Here is a 21,715-nt window from a genome sequence, read left to right as displayed (position 1 = left end):
ACGGGTTGGGGGAAGCGTGCCATGGCCGAGTTGTGCGTGGGGGATCGTGCCTATGCGATCCGGGCGCTCGACCCCGCGCTGACCAAGCTTCCGGTCTCCATCAGGGTGCTGCTGGAGAATCTGCTTCGGCATGAGGATGGGGAGAGCGTGACGGCGGCCGATATCGCGTCGCTCTCCGCCTGGCCCGACTTCGGCGAGGGCGAGATCGCCTACCACCCCGTGCGCGTGCTGATGCCCGACAGTTCCGGCGTGCCGCTGCTGGCGGACCTCGCCGCGATGCGGGATGCGATGGTGGCGCGCGGCGCGGACCCCAGGCGCATCAACCCGCGCATTCCCGTGGACCTGGTCATCGACCATTCCGTCGCGACGGATGAGAGCGGATCGCCGCAGGCCTTCGCGCGCAACCTCGCTTTGGAATACGAACGCAACGCGGAACGCTACGCGCTGATCCGCTGGGCGCAGCAGGCCTATGACAATTTCCGTGTGCTGCCGCCGGGGACGGGCATCGTCCACCAGGTGAACCTGGAATACCTGGCGCGGCCGGTGTGGAGCGTGGAGCGGGACGGCGCGTGGCACGCCTTCCCGGACACGCTGGTGGGCATGGACAGCCATACGCCGATGGTGAATGCGCTCGGCGTGCTGGGCTGGGGCGTGGGCGGGATCGAGGCCGGGGCCGCGATGCTCGGCGAGCCGATCTTCATGCCCATCCCGCGCGTGGTGGGCTGCCGGCTGGACGGCGCGCTGCGCCCAGGCGTGATGGCGACGGACCTGGCACTCGCCGTCACGCAGCGGCTGCGCGCTGTCGGCGTCGTGGGCTGCCTGGTGGAGTTCCACGGCCCCGGCGTGGCGACGCTGCCGCTGCCGGACCGCGCCACCATCGCGAACATGGCGCCGGAATACGGCGCCACCATGGGCTTCTTCGCGATCGACGAGGAGACGATCCGCTTCCTGCGCCTGACGGGGCGGGACGAGCGCGACGTGGCACTGGCCGAGGCCTATGCGAAGGCGCAGGGGCTGTGGGGGAGCGACCGCGCGGGCGTCGTCTTCAGCGAGGAGGTGGTGATCGACCTGGCGGCGATCGAGCCCGCCTTGGCCGGGCCGAAGCGGCCGCAGGACCGGCGCGCGCTGCGCGACATTCCTTCCAGTCTGCGCCAGGGGTTTCCGCAGGTTGCGGACACGCCGGTGCCGGGACTCGGTGAGAACCGGCCGATGCAGCATGGCGATGTCGCCATCGCGGCGATCACGAGTTGCACCAACACCTCCAACCCCGCCGCCATGATCGGCGCGGCGCTGCTGGCGCGGAACGCGGTGCGGCGGGGGCTGCGGGCGAAGCCCTGGGTGAAGACGTCCTTGAGTCCGGGGTCGCGCGTGGTGGCGGAGTACCTTCGCGAGTCCGGGCTGCAGGACAGCCTGGATGCGCTGGGCTTCCATCTGACAGGCTTCGGCTGCATGACCTGCGCGGGCTTCTCCGGCCCGCTGCTCGACCAGGCCTCCGTGGCGATCGAGCGGGACGGGCTGGTGGCGGCGGCGGTGCTGTCTTCCAACCGCAACTTCGAAGGCCGCATCCATCCGCAGGTGCGCGCTGCCTATATCGGATCGCCGGCGCTGGTGGTGGCCAGCGCCATCGCGGGGTCCGTGCTGCGCGATCTCGAGCGTGATCCGCTGGGCGAGGATCTCGACGGAATGCCGGTGTTCCTGCGTGACCTGTGGCCCGATCCGGCGGAACTGGCGGCGATGATGGCGCGCTTCGTCACGGCGGAGTCCTTCCGGCGCGGCTATGCCGATATCGCGGGCGATGCTGCCTGGCGCGCCATCACCGGCGGCAGCGGCCCGGTTTTCACCTGGGACGAGGCCAGCACCTATATCCGGAGGCCGCCCTTCTTCGATGGTGCCGTGCCGGTGACGGGTGACATCCTGGGCGCGCGGGCGCTGCTGCTGCTGGGCGATGGCATCACGACCGACCACATCTCCCCGGGCGGGACCATTCCGCGCAAGGGCGAGGTGGCGGACTATCTGCGCGGGATTGGTGTGGCGGACAGGGATTTCTCGAGTTTCGTCGCGCGGCGGGTGAATCACGAGGTGATGCTGCGCGGCCATTTCGCCAATCCGCGCATCCGGAATGCGATGGTGGAGCGGGAGGGTGGCTTCGCGCGGCATGAGCCGGGTGGCTCGGTGGCGACGGTGTTCGAGACGGCGGCGCGCTACCGCGCGGAAGGCACGCCGATGATCGTCGTTGCGGGCCAGGACTACGGCACGGGATCGTCGCGCGACTGGGCGGCGAAGGGCACCAGCCTGCTTGGCATCCGCGCCGTGGTGGCGGAGGGGTTCGAGCGCATCCACCGGTCGAACCTGGTCGGGATGGGTGTGCTGCCGCTGCAATTCGCGCCGGGCGTGACGCGGCAGACTCTGGGGCTTGATGGCAGCGAGCGCTTCGACGTGGTCGGCCTGGCGGAGGGCCTGCGCCCTGGCATGGCGGTGACGCTGCGCGCGACGCGTCGCGATGGCTCCGTCGTGGAGGCTGGGTTGACCTGCCGCGTGGACACGCTGCGCGAGGTCGCCTGGATGTGTGCCGGCGGCGTGCTGCACGCCGCGCTGGAGGCCGTGGCTTGAGTTCTCCCGGTCCAGGGTCCGGTTGGACCCTGGCAGAGGGGGTGCAGGGGGACGGCGTCCCCCTGCTGTGGCTCAGCGCGCGACGCGCCCTTCCAGCGGATAGGCCGGATCGTTGTACCCCGGCGTCGAGGGATGTCCCGCCGTCACCAGCCCATCGACCAGCGCCTCATCCTCGCTCGTGAATCGGTAGTCGAGCGCGCCGACATACTCCTCCCACTGCTCCATCGTGCGGGGCCCGCCAATGACGCCGGTGATGAGCTTGTTGTTCAGCACCCAGGCGAGGGCGAATTGCGCGGCGGAGACGCCGCGCGTCGTCGCGTGGGCGGCGATGTCGGCGGCGATGTTCAGGCTTTCCGGCCGCCATTCCGTCTCCATCATGCGCTTGTCGCGCCGCGCGGCGCGCGTGCCCTCCGGCGGCGCGACATTCGCGCGGTACTTGCCCGTCAGCACGCCGCGCGCGAGGGGCGAGTAGGGGAAGACGCCGAGGCCGAAATGCGCGCAGGCGGGCAGGTGCTCCACCTCCACCATGCGGTTCAGCGCGTTGTAGAGGGGCTGGCTGACCACGGGGCGGTCGATGCCGGCCTCGTCGCAGAGGCGGCAGATTTCCGCGACGCGCCAGGCGCGGTGGTTGGAGACGCCGAAATAGCGGATCTTGCCCGCGCGGATCATGTCGGCCAGCGCGCGGACCGTCTCCGCCAGCGGCGTGTCGTGATCCTCCTTGTGCAGATAGAGGATGTCGATGACGTCGGTGTTGAGCCGCTTCAGGCTGGCGTCGACGGCGCGCATGGCGTGGTAGCGGGACAGGCCGCGGCCGTTGGGGCCGGGCTCCATCGGGTTCGCCATCTTGGTGGCCAGCACCCACCAGCCGCGATCCTTCGCGATGGCGCGGCCGACGACTTCCTCCGACCTGCCGCCATTGTAGGTATCGGCGGTGTCGATGAAGTTCACGCCCTGCTCCTTGGCGCGGGCGATGATGGCGTGGCTGTCGGCTTCCGTCGTGGCGTCGCCGAACATCATGGCGCCGAGGCACAAGGGCGAGACCTTGAGGCCGCTGCGGCCGAGCTTGCGATAGTCCATGGGTTGCTTCCTGCCCGGTGTTGTGGCGGGCAGGATGGTGGCTCAGCGGCCGCGGCGCAATCCGCCGCCGGCGAGGCGGTCCAGCCCCAGATCCTGCGCCGCCAGGCGCGCATTGGCGTCGAGCAGCGGCGCGATGGCGGGGGCCTGGCGGGGCACCAGCCGGGCGTAGTCGGCCTCTACCTGCTCCATCACCTCCGCCAGTTCGGCGCGGTAGCTGGCCTCGTCCAACGTGGTGAGGCGGCCGTGGCGGACCACGACGCGGCCATCGACCAGCACGGTGTCCACGCCGCGGCCGGTCTCGCTGAAGACGAGCTGGCGCGTGGCGCTGGTGAAGGGCAGCCAGGCGGGGTCGTGGAGGTCGAGCAGCAGCAGATCCGCCTTCATGCCAGGGGCGATGGTGCCGATCTCCTCGGCCAGGCCGACGGCCTTCGCGCCACCGGTCGTCGCGGCCTCCACCGCATCGCAGGCCAGCACGCCGGCGGGTTCGGCATCGCTGCCGGCGGCGAGCAGGCTCATCATCTTCATGGCCTGGAACAGGTTCTGGCAGTCGCTGCAGGAATTATTGTCGCAGCCCAGCGCCACGCGGACGCCCGCGCGCTTCATGGCGGCGACGGGCGCGACGCCATTCTTCAGTTTCAGGTTGGCGAGGGGGTTGTGCACGACACCCGCGCCGGATTGCGCGACCAGCGCGATCTCCTCCTCCGTGATGTAGACGGCATGGGCGAGGGTGGTGCGTGGTGTCAGCAGCCCGACCGCGGCCATGTGCCGCACCATCGACCCGCCACTGGCGCCATAGACGCGCCGCGCCTTGGCGAGCTGCGCGCGGGTTTCGTAGACATGGGTGAAGACCGGCAAGCCGTGGCGTTCCGACAGATCCGCGATGCCTTCCAGCAGCGCCGTCGAGGATCGCTGGGGGCCGGAGGGGCTGAGCGCCCAGTGCAGCCGCGGCGGCAGCGGGCGCAGGCGGCGCAACTGCGCTTCCACGAAGGCGAGGTCGGCGGCAGGATCGCCGGGCTTGCCGCCGATGATGGCGGCCGCTTCCGCCGATAGGTCGGGCGCCATGAAGGGCGCGATGTCGAGGTCCGGCAGGTCGCGCAGCGCGATGGAGAAGACGACGCGGATGCCGATCTCCGCATAGGCCGCGAGGATCGTGTCCAGCGTCTCCTCATCCTGCGGCACCAGGCTGTTCATGTCCTGGATGGTGGTGATGCCGTTGCGCAGGCATTCCATCGCGCCGAGCAGGGTGCGCGCCCTGATCTCCGCCTTGCTGCGCCGGCCCCAATAGGCGGGCTGCGAATGCAGCGCCCAGACATCGAAGGGCATGTCCTCGAAGCGGCCCTTCAGCAGCGCGTCGTAGGAGTGGTAATGCGCGCTGACGAGGCCCGGCATCAGCAGCCTGTCGCGCGCATCGATGATCTCGGCGCCCGGCGGCGGGACCAGGGGCGGGCCATCGGGGTCGCCGATGGCGGCGATGCGGTCCGCCACCACCAGCACGTCCCGCACCGCCGGGCGATGCGGATCCGATCCCGGGGTGAGGGCACGGGCGCCGCGGATCAGCAGCGCGGGGGCGATGGGCATGGCAGGGCCTCCTCTCCGTCAGGCCCTGCAAGCCGCGCGCCGCGTCAGGCGCGTACCGGCGTCACCACGCGCTCTGCCGCCGGCGGCAGGAAGGAACGGTTGAAGACCTCATCCGGTCGCGGCGTGCGGGGAAGTTCGAAGACCTCGACCACCTGCGCGATGGCGCGGGCCAGGCGCGCATCATCGAGGTCGCCGGCGCCGACGCGCGCCGCTTCCTCCGTCGCGATGATGGTACGCCAGGCGAATTCGATCCGCTGGCGCTCCATCTCCTGGTTGAAGGTGGGATCGACGCGCTGCATGGCCTGCACGCCGACGGCGGGATTGCGCACCGTCTCCAGCATCGCGCGGTTGATGGCGGCGACCATGCCGCGCACCTGCTGCGGCCGGTCGCGGATCATGCGCTGGGAGACCATGACGCCGTTTGAATAGATGTCGATGCCGTGGTCGGCGAAGAGGAAGAAGCGGTAGTCCCGGTCCGGATTCTGCCCCAGCGCCAGCAGGTTGATATAGGCGGTGACGGTGAAGACGGCGCCGATGTCGAACTGGTCGCGCAGCAGCATCGGCTCCTGCATCGCGGGGGCGATGTTCATCACCTCGTTCCGCGCCATGTCGAGGTTGTTGAGCCGCGCGAAGATCGGGATGAGGCGGAGCGCCGGCGAACCCGTGGAGCCGCCGATGCGCCTTCCCTGCAGGTCCTGGATGCTGCGGATGCCCGACGAATTCTTCACCAGCAGGGCGAAGGGCGCCTTGTTGTAGATCTGGTAGACCATCACCGGCGCCTCGCCCGGCCGGTTGGCTGCCTGCTGGATGATCGCGTTCATGTCGCCGAAGCCCGCTTCATAGGCATTCGACATGATGCGGGTGATGGTGTTGGCCGACCCGTCGCCCTGGTCGATGGTCACGTCGAGCCCGGCCTCCCGAAACCAGCCACGCTCCCGCGCCAGGTAGTACCAGGAATGGATGCCCTGGAAGCGCCAGTCCAGCGTGAAGCGGATGGGAGTCAGCGCTTGGGCGAAAGCGGGGGCCGCCAGCGCCACCGGGGCGGCGGCCAGCAGGGTGCGACGGGAAAGGGCCATGGGGCGGGTCCTTCGGGGTTGGTGACCCGCCCGGTATGCAAGAGATGGGCCAAAAATTGCCGCCCGGTAATGTTCAGATCGCCCGCCCCGCGGCCTCCCCCTCCCGGATCGCGCTGTCGGCCCGGCGGGGGGCCAGCGCATCGCCGATCAGCCGCAGGTCGAGCCCGGCGGCGCGGCGGGGGGCGAGGGCGTGGAACAGGCTGTCCTGCGCCTCCGCCCCCAGCGCCAGCACCACGGTGTCGATGCCGTCGCGCACCACCTCCTCCTTCGTATAGACATCGCGGAGGCGGACGACCGGGCCCTCGATCGCCACCAGTTCGAGGTCGGTCGCGAAGCGCATGCCCATGCGCTTCAGCATGCCATAGGTCTTGCCCCAGTCGCGGCTGGCGGCGAGGTCCGGCGCCGGCTGGCCGAGCCAGGTGACGAATTCCACCTGCGCGCCCTGGCTGGCGAGGTATTCCGCCGTGACGACGGCCTGGCGCCCGCCGAGGCCGTCATAGATAAGCGCGCGCTGGCCGGGCGCGATGCGGTCGCGCAGCGCCTCCATGTAGGACACCACATGGGGCTGGTCCGTGCCGGGGACGGGGGCGCCATTCCACTTCTCCGGCCGCAGCGGCGTCCAGCCATGGCGGAGGCCCTTCGATCCCGTCGCGACGACGATGCTGTCATAGCCATCGGCCAGCAGCGATTCCTCCGTGGCGATGGTCTGCAGCCGGATCTGCACGCCGGCCTTCACCACCTGCCGCTCCAGCCAATCCGCGACGCCGGCGAGTTCGGTGCGCGAGGGCGCGCGGGACCAGAGCCGCACCTGCCCGCCGAGTTCCTGCCCGCGTTCGAACAGCGTCACGTCATGGCCGCGCTGCCGCGCCGTCAGCGCCGCGCGCATCCCGCCGGGGCCACCGCCGACCACGGCGACTTTCTTCGCGCGGTCGGCGCGCTTCAGTGTGCCCGCGCCGAGTTCGCGTTCCTGCCCCGCGGCGGGGTTGTGGATGCAGGCGATGGGGGCCTGGGCGAAGATGGAAGACATGCACCAGTTCGCGCCGACACAGGGGCGGATGTCCTCGGCCTCCCCGCGCTGCGCCTTGGCCACCCATTCGGGATCGGCGATCAGCGCGCGCGCCATGGCGACGAAGTCGCAATCGCCGTTGGAGAGGTGCTTCTCCGCCTCGGCGGGCGTCACGATGCGCCCCACCCCGACGACGGGCTTGTCCACCGCCTGCTTCACCTTGCGCGTCGCCGCCATCTGGAAGCCGTGGCTTTCCGGGGAGGTCGGGTAGATCAGCATCCGGTTGAGATAGGTACCGTGGCTGCAGGAGACGTAGTCGATGAGGCCCGAGGCCGTCATGCGCGCGGCGATCTCCGCCCAATCGTCGGGGCGCAGCCCACCCTCATGTCCGTCATCGCTGTTGATGCGCACACCGACGATCATGTCGGCGCCAACCTCCTCCCGCGTCGCCTGGATGATCTCCATGACCAGGCGCAGGCGATTTTCCAGGCTGCCGCCGAAGGCGTCGTCGCGATGGTTCGTTGCGGGGGAGAGGAACTGGTTCAGCAGGTAGCCATGCGACATCGAATGCACCTCGACGCCATCGAGGCCGCCGTCGCGCGCATGCCGCGCCGACAGGCGATAGCCTTCGCGGATGGCGTCGATGTCCTGCACCGTCATGACATGCGGCATCTCCCGGTACACCGCGCAGGGCACGGCGGAGGGCGCCCAGACGGGATGGCCGGAGGCGACGGAATTCGTCTCCCGCCCCCGATGCCAGGGCTGCGCCAGCAGCAGTGCGCCGTGTTCATGCACGGCGTCGGCGATCTTGCGGTACTGCGGCACCATGCGCGGGTCGAAGGACAGCGCCTTGCCGCGATAGGGGAGGGAGGTCTCGTGCACCGCCATCGCTTCCATGGTGATGACGGCGACGCCGTGCTTGGCGCGCTCCGCGTAGTAGGCGACGTGTTCGTCGGTGAAGACGTTGTCCTTCACCAGCAGCGTCGCATGAGCGCTCATCCAGGTTCGGTTCCGCGCCACCTTCGGGCCGAGGCGCAGAGGGCTGAACAGCGTCGGGTAGGGTGTCGCGGTCATGGCGTTTCGCTTTCCTGGTTGCCTTGAGCCTTGCCAGCGCGCGGAGGCGCGTCAAGACTATCGCCGGGAACGACAGGAACGGCGGAGTGTCGGAACTCGACGTCGATTGGGTGGTCGCAGGCACGGGTGCCGCCGGCATGGGCGCCGCGCTGGCCGGCGTGATGCGCGGGATGCGCGTTGCTGTCATCGAGAAATCGGATCGGTTGGGTGGCGCCACGGCATCGTCGCTGGGCGGGCTCTGGGTGCCGGACAACCACCTGATGGCCGATGCCGGGCTGTCCGACACGCTGGAGGAGGCGCGGCGCTACATGCGCTTCCTGTCGGGTGGCTATGCGCTGGCGCCGATGACGGAGGCCTACCTGACGGCGTCACGCATCGCGTTGCGCGAATTCGCCGATGCCGGCGTGGCATTGCGGCTGCTGCGAGGCCTGCCCGATCACTACTTCCCGAGTGCCGAAGGATCATCCCGCGACGGGCGCATGGTGGAGGCGGCACCCATCACGCGTGCGGCGCTCGGCGAATGGGGCGATCGGCTGGAGGAAGGCGTCTACAACGAGGCGGGCGTCAGCTGGGGCGATGCGATCGCCTGGGGCGGGCTCGGCGCGCGCAACACCTGGCCGGAGGCGGAGCTGGAGGCGCGGCGCGCTGGCCAGTTGCTGGCCGCGGGGCCGGCACTGGTCGGGCAGTTTCTGGCACGGCTGATGGCGGCCGGCGTGCCGATTCTGGCGGGCTTTCGCGCCGAACGCCTGCTGGTGGAAGGCGGACGCGTGACGGGCGTGGAGGGCGCGGGCACGCGCATCATCGCGCGCCGCGGCGTCGTGCTCGCGACCGGTGGCTATGAGGGCAATGACGCGCTGGTCAATCGCTTCGAGGGCCTGCCGGACTGGATGAACATCTTCCCGCGCAGCATCGAGGGCGATGGGTTGGTGATGGGCAGCGAGATCGGCGCCGCCACCTGGCGCGTGCCGAACAACCTCGCGATGCTGGTGGGCTACGCGATCCCGGCGCCCGCGCCGATGGAGGGCGAGGTCTTCTTCAGCGCGGGGCTGCGCGGCCTCTCCTATCCCCACAGCATCGTCGTGAACGATGCCGCGCAGCGCTTCTGCGACGAGAGCCAGTTCCAGCATGTGGTGGCGGGGCTGACGCGCTTCGACCTCGGCCAGCATCGCCACCCCAACCTGCCGGCCTGGATGCTCTTCGATGCCCAGTATTTTTCGAGATACAGCTTCGCGCGGCGGCCGCCTGGCGCGCCGATCCCGGACTGGGTGACGCAGGCGCCGACACTGCGCGAGCTGGGTGCGAAGATTGGTGTCGATGGGGACGCGCTGGAAGCGACGGTCGCGCGATTCAACGCGGGTGCGGCGAGGGGCGAGGATCCCGAGCATGGCCGCGGCTCCTCGGCCTTTGCGCGATCGACGGCCGGCGATCCGAATGCCGCGCATCCCAATCTCGGCACGCTGTCGCAGGCGCCCTTCTGCGCCGTGCGCATACGGCTCGGCGGCATTTCCGCCGCGGGGCTGCTGACGGATGACCAGGCGCGCGTGCAGCATGTGCGCGGCCGGCCGATCCCCGGCCTCTATGCCTGCGGCAATGCCGCGGCGCCGACGGAATCCGGCGCGGGCTACCAGGCGGGCGTCTCGCTCATGCGCGGCGTCACCTTCGGCTGGCTCGCCGCGCGCCACGCTTCGACACAGGCTTCACAAGGAGACGAACCATGACGGTGATCAAGCGCCGCACCCTTCTGGCGGCGAGCGCGGTGCTGCCCCTGCCGGCGCTGGCGCAGGGGGCCTGGCCCGCGCGGCCGATCCGGCTGGTGGTGCCCTTCGCGCCGGGCGGCACAACGGACATCGTGGCCCGCATCCTGGCGGCCAACCTCCAGGAACGGCTCGGACAGCCCGTGGTGTCGGAGAACAGGCCCGGCGCGGGCGCCACGCTCGCTTCCGCACAGGTCGCGCAGGCGGCGCCGGATGGCTACACGCTGGTCGTCTCCAACAGCGCCTCGCACGGCATCTCGCCCACGCTGTTCCGCAACGTGCGCTATGATTCGATGACGGACTTCACACATATCGCGCTGGCCGCCACCACCTCCACCGCCATCGTCGTGAACCCGCGGTATGAGGCGCAGTCGATCGCGGACCTGATCCGCATCGGCCGCGCCAGGCCGGATGGGCTGGACTTCGCGATTTCGGGCCATGGCACGACGACGCATCTGCTGGGCATGCGTATCGGGCTGGCCACGGGGATCAGGATGAACCCGATCCTCTATCGCGGCGCAGGGCCGGCGCTGATCGATGTCATCGCCGGCACGGTCGGGCTTTTCGTCGATGGGCTGCCCTCCTCCATCCCGCATCTGCGCGACGGCACGCTGAAGGCCATTGCGGTGGCGGATGCGCAGCGCAACCGGCATTTGCCGAACGTACCGACGCTGGGGGAGCAGGGGCTGCCCAACATGACGTCCTATTCCTGGTTCGGCGTGTCGGGGCCGAAGGGCATGGCGCCCGCGGTGGTGGAGCGGCTGAACACGGAGATCCGCGCCATCCTGCAGCTGCCTGCGGTGCGGCAGCGCTACAACGAACTCACCGCCGATGCGCCGGACATGTCGCCCGCGCAGTACGCGGCCTTCATCGAGGAGGAGGTGCGCGTGTGGGGCGAGGTGGTGCGGGCGACGGGCGCGACGGCGGACTGACGCGCGGCACGCCGTTTACCGACCGCGGCACGCGGATTGCAAACCTCTTGCTCCGAACGCGATCGCAACGGCACGCTTCCGTGCCGCAGGGTCGCGGCTTCGGCGTATACAGCAGGAGGATGCCCATGATGCGTGCACCGACACGGCGTAGCGTGCTCTCCACGGGCTTGGCGGCGGGGTTGCTCGCCGCGCCCGGCGTCCGCGCCCAGGCCGCGCGGCGGCGCGTGCGCTTCTGCCTCGACTGGACCTGGCAGAGCGCGCATTCCGCCTGGACGCTGGCGGCGGACCGCAACTTCTTCGCCGAGGCCGGGCTCGACGTGCAGATCGACCGCGGCTTCGGGTCCGGCGATACGATGACGAAGGTGGCCGCCGGTACCTACGACATCGGCTTCGCCGACACCAACCTGCTGCTGAAGTTCAACCACGAGAACCCGACGGCGCAGCTCACCTCCGTCTTCGTCCTCTACGACGCCTCACCCAACGCGGCGATCTTCCTGAAGTCGAGCGGCATCACCAAGCCGAAGGATCTGGAGGGCCGCAAGATCAGCGTGACGGATGGGGAGGGGACGCGGCTTCTCTTCCCGATCTTCGCGCGGGCCAACCAGCTCGACATGTCGAAGATCGAGCTGCTGTCGGTGACGGCGCAGTTGCGAGACACGATGGTGGTGCAGCGCCGCGCGGATGCGACGCTCGGCTTCCTGACGACGACGGCGCTGAACATGGTGGGGGCCGGCGTGCCACGCGGCGATATCGGCTGGCTGCAATACAACAGCTGGGGGGTGGCGCTCTATTCCTCCGGCCTCGTCGTGCGGAAGGATTTTGCGGAGCGCAATCCGGAGGCGGTCTCCGCCTTCATCGCCGCCACCATCCGCGGGCTGCGCGCCATGCTGGCGGAGCCGGCGGCGGCGATGGCCTCGCTTAAGCGACGGGAGGCGCTGGTGGATGAGGCACTCGAGATCAGCCGCAACGAGCTGATCAACGAGGTCGCGCTGCTGACGCCGAATGTGCGCGCGAATGGTGTCTCCACCGTGGATCGCGCGCGGTTCGAGTCGTCGGCCGCGCAGGTGGCGGAGGCCTTCGGCATCCCGATCCGCCCGGCGATGGACTTCACCTATACGGATCGGTTCCTGCCGGCGGATCGCAGGATCATATAGCGCCGCGTTCGGCGACGCCCTTGGGGATGCGGCCCATCGCGCGGGCCGTGTCCCAGACGCGCCGGATGGCGGCCGCGCCGCGCTTCACCACCGCGGCTTCGTCCGCCACCACCACGCGGTGGTCGCTGAGCAGCGCCACGCCATCGACGAAGAGGCTGTGCAGGTCGGCGGCCACGCCATTGGTCAGCAGCGCCTGCAAGGGGTTCCAGACGGGCTGGTAGCGTGCGCCCGCGAGGTCGAACAGCAGCAGGTCGGCGGTGGCGCCAGGTGCGATGCGGCCCAGGTCTCCGCGCCCGATCGCCGCCGCGCCATCCGCCGTCGCTGCGCGCAGCATGCGTTCCGCGGAGGCGATGCCCGCACGGCCGGACTGGACCTTCGCCAGCATCTGCGCCGCGCGGAGTTCCGCCACCATGTCGAGCCCGACGCCATCCGTGCCGACGCCGAGGCGGATGCCGCTGTCGAGGAAGCGCGCGAAGGGAACGCCGAGCCCGCTGCGCGCGAAGGCATAGGGGCAGGAGGCGACGGCGGCGCCGTATTCCTTGATGATCGCGAGTTCCTCGTCCGTCGCCATGACGCAATGCGCGAGCACCGTGCCGGGCTTGAGCAGGCCGAGGTCACGGAGGTGCTCGATGGGGGATTTGCCGTAGCGCTCGCGCACGATGTCGAGCTCCACCTGGCTCTGCGCCGCATGGATCGTCAGCGGGCAGCCGATCTCTTCCGCCGTGCGGCCGATCTGCGTCAGGAGTTCGGGCGTGCAGGTGTCCAGCCCATGCGGGCCGTATCCCACGCGGGTGCGGCCCATGGGCCCTTCGTCGTATTGCCGAAATAGCGATAGCACGGTGTCGAAGCCGGTATCGGCGGCGGGCGGGGCCGTGATCGGCTTGCCGTCGGGCGTCATGTCCATCTTCGGCGTGGAGAAGAGGTAGGGACAGGAATAGGTGCGCAGGCCGAGCCGGCGGCCACGTTCGATAAAGGGTGCCTGCTGCAGGCGCCAGACATCCATGATCGTCGTGGAGCCGCCCTTGAGCGTTTCCAGCAGCGCCATCTCCGCGACATCGCCGATCTCCTCCGGCGACAGCGTCTCCGCCGCGATGTCGCCCATCGGCATCAGCAGGGAATAGACGATGTCGCCGGGCAGGTCGCCATTGCCGATGTCGTCCGCCAGGCCGCGGAAGAGCGGTGCGGAGAAGGCGTGGTTGTGCAGGTTCACGAAGCCCGGGATGAGCAGCCCGTCAGGCAGCGTGATGCGCTCCGCTTCCATCGTCGGGCGTTCGCGCGTGACATCCGCGATGCGGTTGCCCTGCACCACCACGTAATGGTCGCCGCGCAGCCCGCCCGCGGCGTCCCAGATCCAGCGCGGCTCGATGATCAGCGTGTCGGTCATGCGCGGCTCCGGCTGGGGTTGCGGAAGCGTATCAGCGGCGCAGGAAATCCCGCAACGGGATGACGGTCTCGGCCGGCGCTTCCTCCATCGGCACATGGCCGATGCCGGGGAGTGTCACGACGCGGCTGTCGCGCAAGGCCGCGGTGTAGTCGGCGGCGTTGGCGACGGGCACCATCGCATCCGCCTGGCCCCAGAGCAGCAGGGTCGGCGCCTCGATGCGGCGGAGCAGCGGCACGGGATCCACCAGCGCGCCCTGCGCCATCCGGACCAGGATCGCCTGGCGGTTGCCGGGCACCAGCAGCATGTCGCGATAGCGCGCCAGCGTCGCCTGCGTCAGCACCGCGGGGTTGGCATAGGCGGGGGCGAGGCTGGATCGCAGCAGGCTGGCCGGCAGCGTGTAGGGCAGCACGCGCGCCAGCAGGGGCACGGAGGGCGTGGTGCCATAGCCGCGGCCCGGGCTCGCGAAGCCATCCGGCGCCATCAGCACCAGGCGATCGACGCGCGCGGGATGCGTCGCCGCGAAGGTCCAGGCGATGCGCCCGCCCATGGAACTGCCGACCAGGCTCGCGCGCGGCAGCTCCAGGCGGTCCATCAGCGAGAGGATCACCGCCATGCTGCGCGCATCGGTGTAGTCGCCGCTGGGATCGGGGCCGGTCAGGCCGAAGCCTGGCAGGTCGAAGCGGATGACGCGGAATTCGCCTTCCAGGGACCGCGCCCAATCCTCCCAGGTATGGAGGGAGGAGGCGAAGCCGTGCAGGAAGATGACGGGTGGCGCCGTGCGCGGGCCGGTGTCCCGCACATGCAGGCGCAGCCCGGCCACGGGCTGGAAGTCGCCGGGCCGCGCATACTGCGCCTCCAGCTCCGCGCGCGGCTTGTCGGGCGTGTAGAGCCAGCCGCCGCCGAGCAGCAGGACCAGCAGCGCGATGATCGCGGCGGCGGTCATTCGGCGCTGGCGGCCTCCAGCGCGGCCAGCGCCTCCGCATCCAGCGACAGCGTCGCGCCGCGCAGCAGGGCTGCCAACTGGTCGGGCGAGGTCGCGGAGGCGATGGGCGCGGCGAGGGCGGGGCGCGTGCGCAGCCAGGCGATGGCGACCTCCACCGGCGTCGCGCGGAAGCGCGCCGCCACCGCGTCCAGCGCCGCGATCACGCGCCAGCCGCGGTCATTCGCATAGGCCGCCAGCGCCTTGGCGCGCGGGCGGCCCTCGATGTCAGAGGCGCTGCGATACTTGCCCGTCAGGAACCCCGCAGCGACGCCATAGAAGGGGATGACGGCGACGTTGCGCGCGACGCAGAGGGGCTGCAGCGCGGCCTCGAACTCCGCGCGGTCCATGAGGTTGTACTTCGGCTGCAAGGTGGCGTAGCGCGGCAGGCCCTGCGCCTCCGCCACGTCCAGCGCTTCCGCCAGCTGCGTGACGTCGTAGTTGGAGGCGCCGATGGCGCGGACCTTCCCCTGCTCGATCAGCCGCTGGAAGGCGCCGAGCGTTTCCGCGATGGGGACGGAAGGATCGGGACGATGCGCCTGGTAGAGATCGATGTGGTCGGTGCCGAGCCGCTTCAGCGAATCCTCGACGGATTGCGCGATCCAGCGCGGCGACAGCCCCGTGCGGTCCGGGCCGAGTTCCATACCGACTTTGGTCGCGATGACGACGCGGTGGCGGGCACCGCGCGCCTTCATCCAGGCGCCGATGATCGTCTCCGATTCCCCACCGACATGGCCGGGCACCCAGCGGGAATAGACATCGGCGGTGTCGATCGCGTTGAAGCCGGCATCGACGAAGGCGTCGAGCAGGCGGAAGGACATCGCCTCATCCGCCGTCCAGCCGAAGACATTGCCGCCGAACATCAGCGGCGCGATGGAGAGGCCCGTTCCGCCCAGCGTCACGCGTTCCATGCCCATCCCCTCAGTTGATGCGGCCGAGCAGGCCGCGGACGATGACCTGCGCCTGGATTTCCGCCGCACCCTCGAAGATGTTCAGGATGCGGCTGTCGCAGAGCACGCGGCTGATCGGGTATTCGATGGCGTAGCCATTGCCGCCATGCACCTGCAGCGCGTTGTCGGCATTGGACCAGGCGACGCGGGCGGCGAGCAGCTTGGCCATGCCGGCCTCGATGTCGCAGCGGCGGCCGGCATCCTTCTGGCGGCCGGAGAAGTAGGTGAGCTGCCGCGCCATCATCGTCTCCGCCATCATCCAGGCGATCTTGCCGTGGACGCGGGGGAAGTGGAGCGTCGCCTTGCCGAACTGCCTGCGGTCACGCGCGTAGGACACCGCGAGTTCCAGCGCGTTCTGCCCGACGCCGAGGGCGCGCGCCGCGGTCTGGATGCGCGCGCTTTCGAAGGTTTCCATCAGCTGCTTGAAGCCGCGGCCCTCGACGCCGCCGAGCAGGGCGGAGGCGGGGACCTCGAAGCCATCGAAGGTGATCTCGTATTCCCGCATGCCGCGATAGCCGAGGACGTGGATTTCCGTCCCCGCCATGCCCTTCGCCGGGAACAGGTTGTCGTCGGTTCCACGGGGCTTTTCCGCGAGGAACATCGAGAGGCCCTGGTAGCCGGTGGAGGCCGGGTCCGTGCGCACCAGCAGCGTCATGACGTCGGATCGCGACCCATGCGTGATCCAGGTCTTGGCGCCGTACACGCGGTAGATGTCGCCATCCCGCACCGCGCGGGTGCGCAGGCTGCCGAGGTCCGATCCCGTATCGGGCTCCGTGAACACCGCCGTCGGCAGGATCTCGCCCGATGCGATCCCCGGCAGGAATTTCTGCTGCTGCTCCGGCGTGCCGGCCAGGCGGATCAGCTCGGCGGCGATCTCGGAGCGCGTGCCGAGCGAGCCGACGCCGATATAGCCCGCGCTCAGCGCCTCCGACACCAGGCACATCGCGACCTTGCCGAGGCCGAGGCCGCCGAATTCCTCCGGCACCGTCAGCCCGAAGACGCCCATCTCCGAGAGCTTGGCGATGAGGTCCAGCGGGATCAGCTCGTTCCGCTGGTGCCAGCCCTGCGCGAAGGGCGTGACCTCGGCGGCGGCGAACTTCACGAACTGGTCCCAGGTGGCTTCCAGCAACTCATCCTGCAGATGCGGCGCGCCATACAGGCCCTCGGCGGCCGACAGCGCCAAATCATGCCGCACCGCTTCCAGCGCGCGGGGATCGGAGAGCGCGGCCAGCGCGGGTTCCGCCAGGAAGCGCGCCACATCCTCGGCGGGCACGCCGAGGTCGCGCGGGCGGACCATCTCCACCTGGCTCATCGGGATGCCGCCGGCGAGCTGCGCGAGGTATTCGGCGAAGCCGAGATGCAGGATGCCCTGCTCCACCGGCGTGAAGCGGCCGGCTTCCTGCAGGCGTTCGGCCCAGCGCAGCGTCTCCCGCAGCGCCTCGACATAGGTGGCATACCAGGCCAGGCCATGGGCGGCGAATTGGTGGCGCTCCAGCGCCGCGGCATCGACCTTCCCGCCGGGGGCGACCAGCGCGGCCACCTGGCGGCGCGCCACATCGGCCAGGCGTTCCGCCGCCGCCAGCCCGGCGCCGGCCTGCGTCAGCAGGTCCCGCGCCTCGATCCGTACCATCGCGTCCATGTCAGTGATCCTTGGCCCCGGCGACGATGCCGGCATCATGCAGTTTCCCGATCGCCGACATGGTGAGGCCGAGGCGTTCCGCCAGCACCATGTCGGTATGCTCGCCAAGCCGCGGCGCCGGCACCGGCGGCAGGCGCACCGCGGGGCCGCCGAAGCTCAGCGGGATGGCGGGCGCCAGCAGGCGGCCGATGCCGGGCTGCTCGATCTCCGCGAATAGCGGGTTCGCGGTGGAGCATCGCGCATCCTCCCGCACCAGCTGCCCGAAATCCTGGTAGGGGCCCCAAAGGATGCCGCTGCCCTCGAAGGCCGTGGTGATCTCGGCCAGCGTGCGCTTGGCGAACCAGGGTGCGAGCACGGCGGAGATGGCGTGCCGCGCCTCGAAGCGCCCGCCCTCGTCGTCGAGGTCCACGTCGAGCATGGGACCGATCATCGCGATCTTGTCGCTGAGGCCCGTCGCCTTGCCGATCGCCTTCCATTGCCGGTTGGAGATGGCGGCGATCATGATCCGGCGCCCGTCGCTTGTCGGGAAATCCTTGCCATAGGCGCCGTAGAGGTCGTTGCCCATGGCAGGGCGCACCGCGCCATTCACCTGCACATCCGCGACGTAGCCGAGGTTCGCGACGGTCGCGAGCATCACGTCGGACAGCGCGAGCGTCACTTCCCGCCCCTGGCCATCCTTCTTCCGCGCCCGCTCCGCCGCCAGCAGCCCGGTCGAGAGGTAGAGACCGGCCGCGACATCCCAGGCGGGCAGCACATGGTTGACGGGGCTGGCGCCTTCCCCGGTCGCCATGGGGAAGCCGCTGGCGCAATTCACGGTGTAGTCAACGGCGCCGGAGCCGTCATGGTTGCCCGTCAGCTTCAGCATGATGAGGTCGGCGCGCTTGGCCGACAGCGCCGCATGGCTCATCCAGCCGCTGGCGGGCAGGTTGGTCAGCAGGATGCCGCGGCCCTCGCCGGGCTGCGTGATCAGCGCAGTCGCGATCTCCCTCCCCTCCGGCGTGTTCAGCGCCAGGCAGACGGATCGCTTGCCCTTGTTGAGGCTGGCCCAGTAGAGGCTGTTGCCGTTCGGCGCGAGCGGCCAGCGGCCATGGTCGATGTTGCCGCCGATCGGGTCGATGCGGATCACCTCCGCCCCCATCTGCGCCAGCGTCATGCCGCCCATCGGCGCCGCGACGAAGGCCGAGACCTCCACCACGCTGAGATCGGCAAGGATGGCGTCACTGGTCATGCGATGGGCCCCGGGCGTGTTCCTACCCGCCAGTATAGCGCGCCGCCCGCGGCCGCCCACCCTTGACCCCGCCAGCCGCCCGTGATGGACCCGGGGCCAGGCAAGAAGGAAGGCCCCCATGAAAATCATCGTGCTGCCCGGCGACGGCATCGGCCCCGAGATCACGGAAGCCACCACCGGCGTGCTGCGCGCGGCCTCCGAGGCCTTCCAGCTCGGCATCGAGATGGAGCATGACGTGGTGGGGCTGGAAAGCTTCCGCCTGCACGGCACGACGGTGAAGCCGGAACTGCTGGACCGCGTGAAGGCCGCCGATGGCTTCGTGATGGGGCCGACCTCGACGCTCGACTACAAGAAGGGCGATGCGAAGCAGGTCGGGCCCTCTGCCTTCTTCCGCAAGGGGCTCGACCTCTACGCCAATATCCGCCCCGCGCGCACCTATGCGGGGATGCCCGCGCGGCTCGGGCAGTTCGACCTGGTGGTGGTGCGGGAGAACACGGAGGGCTTCTACGCCGACCGGAACATGGAAGCGGGCAACGCCGAGATCCTCGTCACGCCCGATGTCGTGGTCTCCATGCGCAAGATCACCCGCCCGGCCTGCCTGCGCATCGCGCGTAGCGCCTTCGAACTCGCTGCGCGGCGCCGGAAGAAGGTGACTGCGGTGCACAAGGCGAATGTGCTGAGCGTCGGCGACGGCATGTTTCTTCAGTGCTGCCGGGAAGTCGGCCAGGAGTACCCCGGGATCGAACTCGAGGAAATCATCGTCGATGCGATGATGGCGCATGTCGTGCGCAACCCCGCGCGCTTCGACGTCATCGTCACCACCAACATGTTCGGCGATATCCTCTCCGACCTCACCGCGGAGATGTCGGGCAGCCTCGGCCTCGGCGGATCGCTCAACGCCGGCGCGGAAACCGCCATGGCCCAGGCCGCGCATGGCTCCGCCCCCGACATCGCCGGCCAGGGCATCGCCAACCCCGCCTCCCTCATCCTCTCGGCCGCGCTCCTGCTCTCCTGGCACGGCCGTCGCCACGACGCGCCGCGCTTCGTCGAAGCCGGCACGGCCATCGAACAGGCCATGGCCGATGCCATCGCCGCCGGCCAATGCACGCGCGACATCGGCGGCGGCCTGGGCACGGCGGCCGCGGGCGCGGCGGTGGCGTCGCGACTGAAGGGGTGAGGGCAGGTCGCTTCGGGGGAAAGGGCTCCGCCCCTTTCCACGAAGCCGCGCGCCTTCACCCCAGCAGCCGCATCCCCACGCGCGCCGCGATCGCCAGCAGGCACAGCGCGAAGGCCAGGCGCAGCCGTCCGACGGGCAGGCGGGCGGCGAGTTTCGCGAAGCCGGGCGCCGTCGCCATGGCGGGCAGGGCCAGCAGCAGCGTGGCGGGGATGTCCACCATCCCCATGGCGCCGAAGCCGATGGCGGCCGGCGTGGCGACGGCCAGGTTGAAGACCGCACCGGCGCCGATGGCCCTGGTGAGCGGCACGCCCAGCATCCCCAGCACAGGCCCGCTCAGCGTGCCCGCGCCGACGCCGAGTGCCGAGGACAGCAGGCCGATGGCGGCGGGGGGGAGGGGGCCGCGGGGGATTTCGGTCCCGGTCGCGGCAGCCGCGGGTCGCAAGAGGCTGATCGCCAGCGCCAGGCTGACCAGGGCGAAGCTGGCGAGGGACAAGGTCACGGGCAGGAGGGGCGACAGCGCCAGCCCGGCCAGCCCACCCAGCGCCACCGCGGGCAGCCAGGCACGCAGCAGGCCCGCGTCCACGCTGCCGCGGCGGTGATGCGCCAGCGCGGCGGAGACCGAGGACAGCAGGATCACTGCCTGCGCCGTGCCGATGGCGATCGGCGTCGCGGCATCCGGCGGCAGGCCACGCGCGGCCAGCACTTCCAGCAGCAGCGGCACGGCGATGACGCCGCCGCCGATGCCGAGCAACCCGCCCACCGCGCCGATGGCCGCGCCGCCCGCCGCGAGCAGCAGCATCGCGGCGGGATCCATCACGCGGCTTCCCGACCCAGCAGCGCCAGGCCCTCCGCCACCGAGACGAATTCGCCGCCAGTCACCAGCTTCTCCTCCCCGAAGCGCTCCGCGAACAACCGCCGCACCGCAGGCACGAGGGAGGTGCCGCCGGTCAGGAAGACGCGGTCCACCTCCCCGGGCGCGATGCGCGCATCCACCAGCGCGGCATCGACCGCCGTGGCGATGCGCGTCAGTTCCGGCGTGATCCAGCGCTCGAAATCCGCGCGATGGATGGGGGCGGCGATGTCGAGATCGTCATGGCTGAAGCGAAGCACCACGTCCTCCTCGCCGGAAAGCGCGGCCTTGGCGGCGGAGACGGCGCGGTAGAGGGCGTAGCCGGCCTCGTCCTTCACCAGCCGCACCAGATGTTCCAGCTGCTCGGGATGGTCCGCCGTACGCATCACCTGTTCGATGTCGCGCATCGTCTTCGGCGCCCGCATCAGGGAGAGCAGGTGCCAGCGGGCGAAGCTGGTGAACCAGGCGGGCGGGATGGGCAGGGGTTTGCCCATGACTCGATAGGTGCCGCCCTTGCCGAGCAGGGGGGAGATGACGTTGTCGATGATGCGGTAGTCGAAGGCGTCGCCGGCGACGCCCACGCCGGCATGGCCGAGTGCGGTGACGCGCTTCGGCGGGCCTGGGTCGAAGCGCAGCAGGGAGAAGTCGCTGGTGCCGCCGCCGAAATCGGCCACCAGCACGGTGGCGGGGTGGTCGAGCCCCGCGGCGAAGCGCTGCCCGGCCGCCGCGGGTTCCAGCGCGACCTGCACATCCGGCAGCCCGGCCGCGGCGAAGGCGGCGCGCAGGCGGGACTCGCCCAGGGCGTCATCGGCGCTCTCGCCCACGAAGCGCACGGGCCGGCCGACGACGATGCGCGCGCCGGCCATCTCGGGGCCGAAGGGCTCCAGCAGGTCGCGCAGGAACAGCGCGATGATGGCCTCCAGCCCGAAGGCGCGGCCGAAGATACGCGTCTCCTGGAAGCTTCTCTGCGCCAGATAGCTCTTCATCGACATGATGAGGCGGCTGTCGAGCGGGTCTTCCAGATAGGCCTCGATCCCGCGCGGCCCGGCGGCGTGGCGCGTGACGCCCGCGCCATCCGCCCAGAAGCAGAGGACGGAGCGGAAGACATCGTCCGCCGCATGGCGCAGCACGGACGCGCTGCCATCCGCCCGGAGCGCGGTCACCACGCTGTTGGTCGTGCCGAAGTCGATACCGATGACGGGTTGCATGCTGCGCCGCGAAAACTGGGAGCGGCGGGTTGAACAGCC

At 70.3% G+C, this 21,715-nt stretch carries 16 protein-coding genes; 5 read left to right on the top strand and 11 right to left on the bottom strand.

Going from position 1 to position 21,715, the window contains the following annotated elements; genetic code table 11:
* Positions 1–21 precede the first annotated feature (21 nt).
* Complete coding sequence (gene acnA, locus G3576_RS13005) at positions 22–2,610, top strand: aconitate hydratase AcnA (protein WP_166250565.1); 2,589 nt, start codon at positions 22–24, stop codon at positions 2,608–2,610.
* A 72-nt stretch (positions 2,611–2,682) separates the two neighbouring features.
* Here acnA and G3576_RS13000 read toward each other — a convergent pair whose 3' ends face one another.
* The 4 genes from G3576_RS13000 to G3576_RS12985 all read right to left on the bottom strand — a co-directional run bounded on the left by G3576_RS13000 (position 2,683) and on the right by G3576_RS12985 (position 8,421).
* A complete protein-coding gene (locus tag G3576_RS13000) occupies positions 2,683–3,687 on the bottom strand; it encodes an aldo/keto reductase (RefSeq protein WP_164694824.1) in 1,005 nt (334 codons plus the stop codon).
* 42 nt (positions 3,688–3,729) lie between these two features.
* Positions 3,730–5,265, bottom strand: coding sequence for an amidohydrolase family protein (locus G3576_RS12995; RefSeq protein WP_164694823.1), 1,536 nt, complete (start codon positions 5,263–5,265; stop codon positions 3,730–3,732).
* Positions 5,266–5,309: 44 nt separating this feature from the next.
* Positions 5,310–6,341, bottom strand: coding sequence for an ABC transporter substrate-binding protein (locus G3576_RS12990; RefSeq protein ID WP_164694822.1), 1,032 nt, complete (start codon positions 6,339–6,341; stop codon positions 5,310–5,312).
* A 73-nt stretch (positions 6,342–6,414) separates the two neighbouring features.
* Positions 6,415–8,421, bottom strand: coding sequence for an oxidoreductase (locus G3576_RS12985; RefSeq protein ID WP_164694821.1), 2,007 nt, complete (start codon positions 8,419–8,421; stop codon positions 6,415–6,417).
* Between the two features lie 86 nt (positions 8,422–8,507).
* On the opposite strand from G3576_RS12985, the gene G3576_RS12980 reads away from it, so the two are divergent.
* The 3 genes from G3576_RS12980 to G3576_RS12970 all read left to right on the top strand — a co-directional run bounded on the left by G3576_RS12980 (position 8,508) and on the right by G3576_RS12970 (position 12,261).
* Positions 8,508–10,139, top strand: a complete 1,632-nt coding sequence (locus tag G3576_RS12980; RefSeq protein WP_164694820.1) for an FAD-dependent oxidoreductase — start codon at positions 8,508–8,510, stop codon at positions 10,137–10,139.
* A complete protein-coding gene (locus tag G3576_RS12975) occupies positions 10,136–11,107 on the top strand; it encodes a Bug family tripartite tricarboxylate transporter substrate binding protein (protein ID WP_164694819.1) in 972 nt (323 codons plus the stop codon). The genes G3576_RS12980 and G3576_RS12975 overlap by 4 nt, the downstream gene beginning before the upstream one ends.
* A 125-nt stretch (positions 11,108–11,232) precedes the next feature.
* On the top strand, positions 11,233–12,261 hold the full coding sequence (locus G3576_RS12970) for an ABC transporter substrate-binding protein (protein WP_164694818.1): 1,029 nt from the start codon (positions 11,233–11,235) through the stop codon (positions 12,259–12,261).
* Here the strand turns inward: G3576_RS12970 and G3576_RS12965 are convergent.
* The 5 genes from G3576_RS12965 to G3576_RS12945 are packed head-to-tail and all read right to left on the bottom strand — an operon-like array spanning position 12,254 to position 18,441.
* Positions 12,254–13,645 carry an amidohydrolase family protein gene (locus G3576_RS12965; RefSeq protein ID WP_164694817.1) on the bottom strand — a complete coding sequence of 464 codons (1,392 nt, stop codon included), beginning with the start codon at positions 13,643–13,645 and terminating at the stop codon, positions 12,254–12,256. The genes G3576_RS12970 and G3576_RS12965 overlap by 8 nt on opposite strands.
* A 31-nt stretch (positions 13,646–13,676) precedes the next feature.
* Positions 13,677–14,588 carry an alpha/beta fold hydrolase gene (locus G3576_RS12960; protein WP_164694816.1) on the bottom strand — a complete coding sequence of 304 codons (912 nt, stop codon included), beginning with the start codon at positions 14,586–14,588 and terminating at the stop codon, positions 13,677–13,679.
* Positions 14,585–15,535: an aldo/keto reductase gene (locus G3576_RS12955; protein WP_164694815.1), complete on the bottom strand. Its 951-nt coding sequence runs from the start codon at positions 15,533–15,535 to the stop codon at positions 14,585–14,587. The genes G3576_RS12960 and G3576_RS12955 overlap by 4 nt, the downstream gene beginning before the upstream one ends.
* Positions 15,536–15,545: 10 nt before the next feature.
* The gene (locus tag G3576_RS12950) at positions 15,546–17,213 is read right to left on the bottom strand and encodes an acyl-CoA dehydrogenase family protein (protein WP_164694814.1); all 1,668 of its coding nucleotides are present in this window, start codon (positions 17,211–17,213) and stop codon (positions 15,546–15,548) included.
* Position 17,214: 1 nt separating this feature from the next.
* On the bottom strand, positions 17,215–18,441 hold the full coding sequence (locus G3576_RS12945; protein ID WP_164694813.1) for a CoA transferase: 1,227 nt from the start codon (positions 18,439–18,441) through the stop codon (positions 17,215–17,217).
* 118 nt (positions 18,442–18,559) lie between these two features.
* Here G3576_RS12945 and G3576_RS12940 point away from each other — a divergent pair, with 118 nt between their 5' ends.
* A complete protein-coding gene (locus tag G3576_RS12940) occupies positions 18,560–19,618 on the top strand; it encodes an isocitrate/isopropylmalate dehydrogenase family protein (protein WP_164694812.1) in 1,059 nt (352 codons plus the stop codon).
* Positions 19,619–19,673: 55 nt separating this feature from the next.
* On the opposite strand, the gene G3576_RS12935 is transcribed toward G3576_RS12940, so the two are convergent.
* A complete protein-coding gene (locus tag G3576_RS12935) occupies positions 19,674–20,432 on the bottom strand; it encodes a sulfite exporter TauE/SafE family protein (protein ID WP_164694811.1) in 759 nt (252 codons plus the stop codon).
* Positions 20,432–21,676 carry an Hsp70 family protein gene (locus tag G3576_RS12930; protein ID WP_164694810.1) on the bottom strand — a complete coding sequence of 415 codons (1,245 nt, stop codon included), beginning with the start codon at positions 21,674–21,676 and terminating at the stop codon, positions 20,432–20,434. The genes G3576_RS12935 and G3576_RS12930 overlap by 1 nt, the downstream gene beginning before the upstream one ends.
* Positions 21,677–21,715: the final 39 nt, after the last annotated feature.

The organism is Falsiroseomonas algicola (genome assembly GCF_011040385.1).
GTDB classification, from domain to species: Bacteria; Pseudomonadota; Alphaproteobacteria; order Acetobacterales; family Acetobacteraceae; genus Falsiroseomonas; species Falsiroseomonas algicola.
This window is presented reverse-complemented; position numbering and strand designations above follow the sequence as displayed.

Excerpts from the sequence above, each read along its gene's own strand:
- acnA (WP_166250565.1), top strand. The coding sequence starts at position 22 with ATGGCCGAGTTGTGCGTGGGGGATCGTGCCTATGCGATCCGGGCGCTC.
- G3576_RS13000 (WP_164694824.1), bottom strand. The coding sequence starts at position 3,687 with ATGGACTATCGCAAGCTCGGCCGCAGCGGCCTCAAGGTCTCGCCCTTG.
- G3576_RS12995 (WP_164694823.1), bottom strand. The coding sequence starts at position 5,265 with ATGCCCATCGCCCCCGCGCTGCTGATCCGCGGCGCCCGTGCCCTCACC.
- G3576_RS12990 (WP_164694822.1), bottom strand. The coding sequence starts at position 6,341 with ATGGCCCTTTCCCGTCGCACCCTGCTGGCCGCCGCCCCGGTGGCGCTG.
- G3576_RS12985 (WP_164694821.1), bottom strand. The coding sequence starts at position 8,421 with ATGACCGCGACACCCTACCCGACGCTGTTCAGCCCTCTGCGCCTCGGC.
- G3576_RS12975 (WP_164694819.1), top strand. The coding sequence starts at position 10,136 with ATGACGGTGATCAAGCGCCGCACCCTTCTGGCGGCGAGCGCGGTGCTG.
- G3576_RS12970 (WP_164694818.1), top strand. The coding sequence starts at position 11,233 with ATGATGCGTGCACCGACACGGCGTAGCGTGCTCTCCACGGGCTTGGCG.
- G3576_RS12965 (WP_164694817.1), bottom strand. The coding sequence starts at position 13,645 with ATGACCGACACGCTGATCATCGAGCCGCGCTGGATCTGGGACGCCGCG.
- G3576_RS12960 (WP_164694816.1), bottom strand. The coding sequence starts at position 14,588 with ATGACCGCCGCCGCGATCATCGCGCTGCTGGTCCTGCTGCTCGGCGGC.
- G3576_RS12955 (WP_164694815.1), bottom strand. The coding sequence starts at position 15,535 with ATGGAACGCGTGACGCTGGGCGGAACGGGCCTCTCCATCGCGCCGCTG.
- G3576_RS12950 (WP_164694814.1), bottom strand. The coding sequence starts at position 17,213 with ATGGACGCGATGGTACGGATCGAGGCGCGGGACCTGCTGACGCAGGCC.
- G3576_RS12945 (WP_164694813.1), bottom strand. The coding sequence starts at position 18,441 with ATGACCAGTGACGCCATCCTTGCCGATCTCAGCGTGGTGGAGGTCTCG.
- G3576_RS12940 (WP_164694812.1), top strand. The coding sequence starts at position 18,560 with ATGAAAATCATCGTGCTGCCCGGCGACGGCATCGGCCCCGAGATCACG.
- G3576_RS12935 (WP_164694811.1), bottom strand. The coding sequence starts at position 20,432 with ATGGATCCCGCCGCGATGCTGCTGCTCGCGGCGGGCGGCGCGGCCATC.
- G3576_RS12930 (WP_164694810.1), bottom strand. The coding sequence starts at position 21,676 with ATGCAACCCGTCATCGGTATCGACTTCGGCACGACCAACAGCGTGGTG.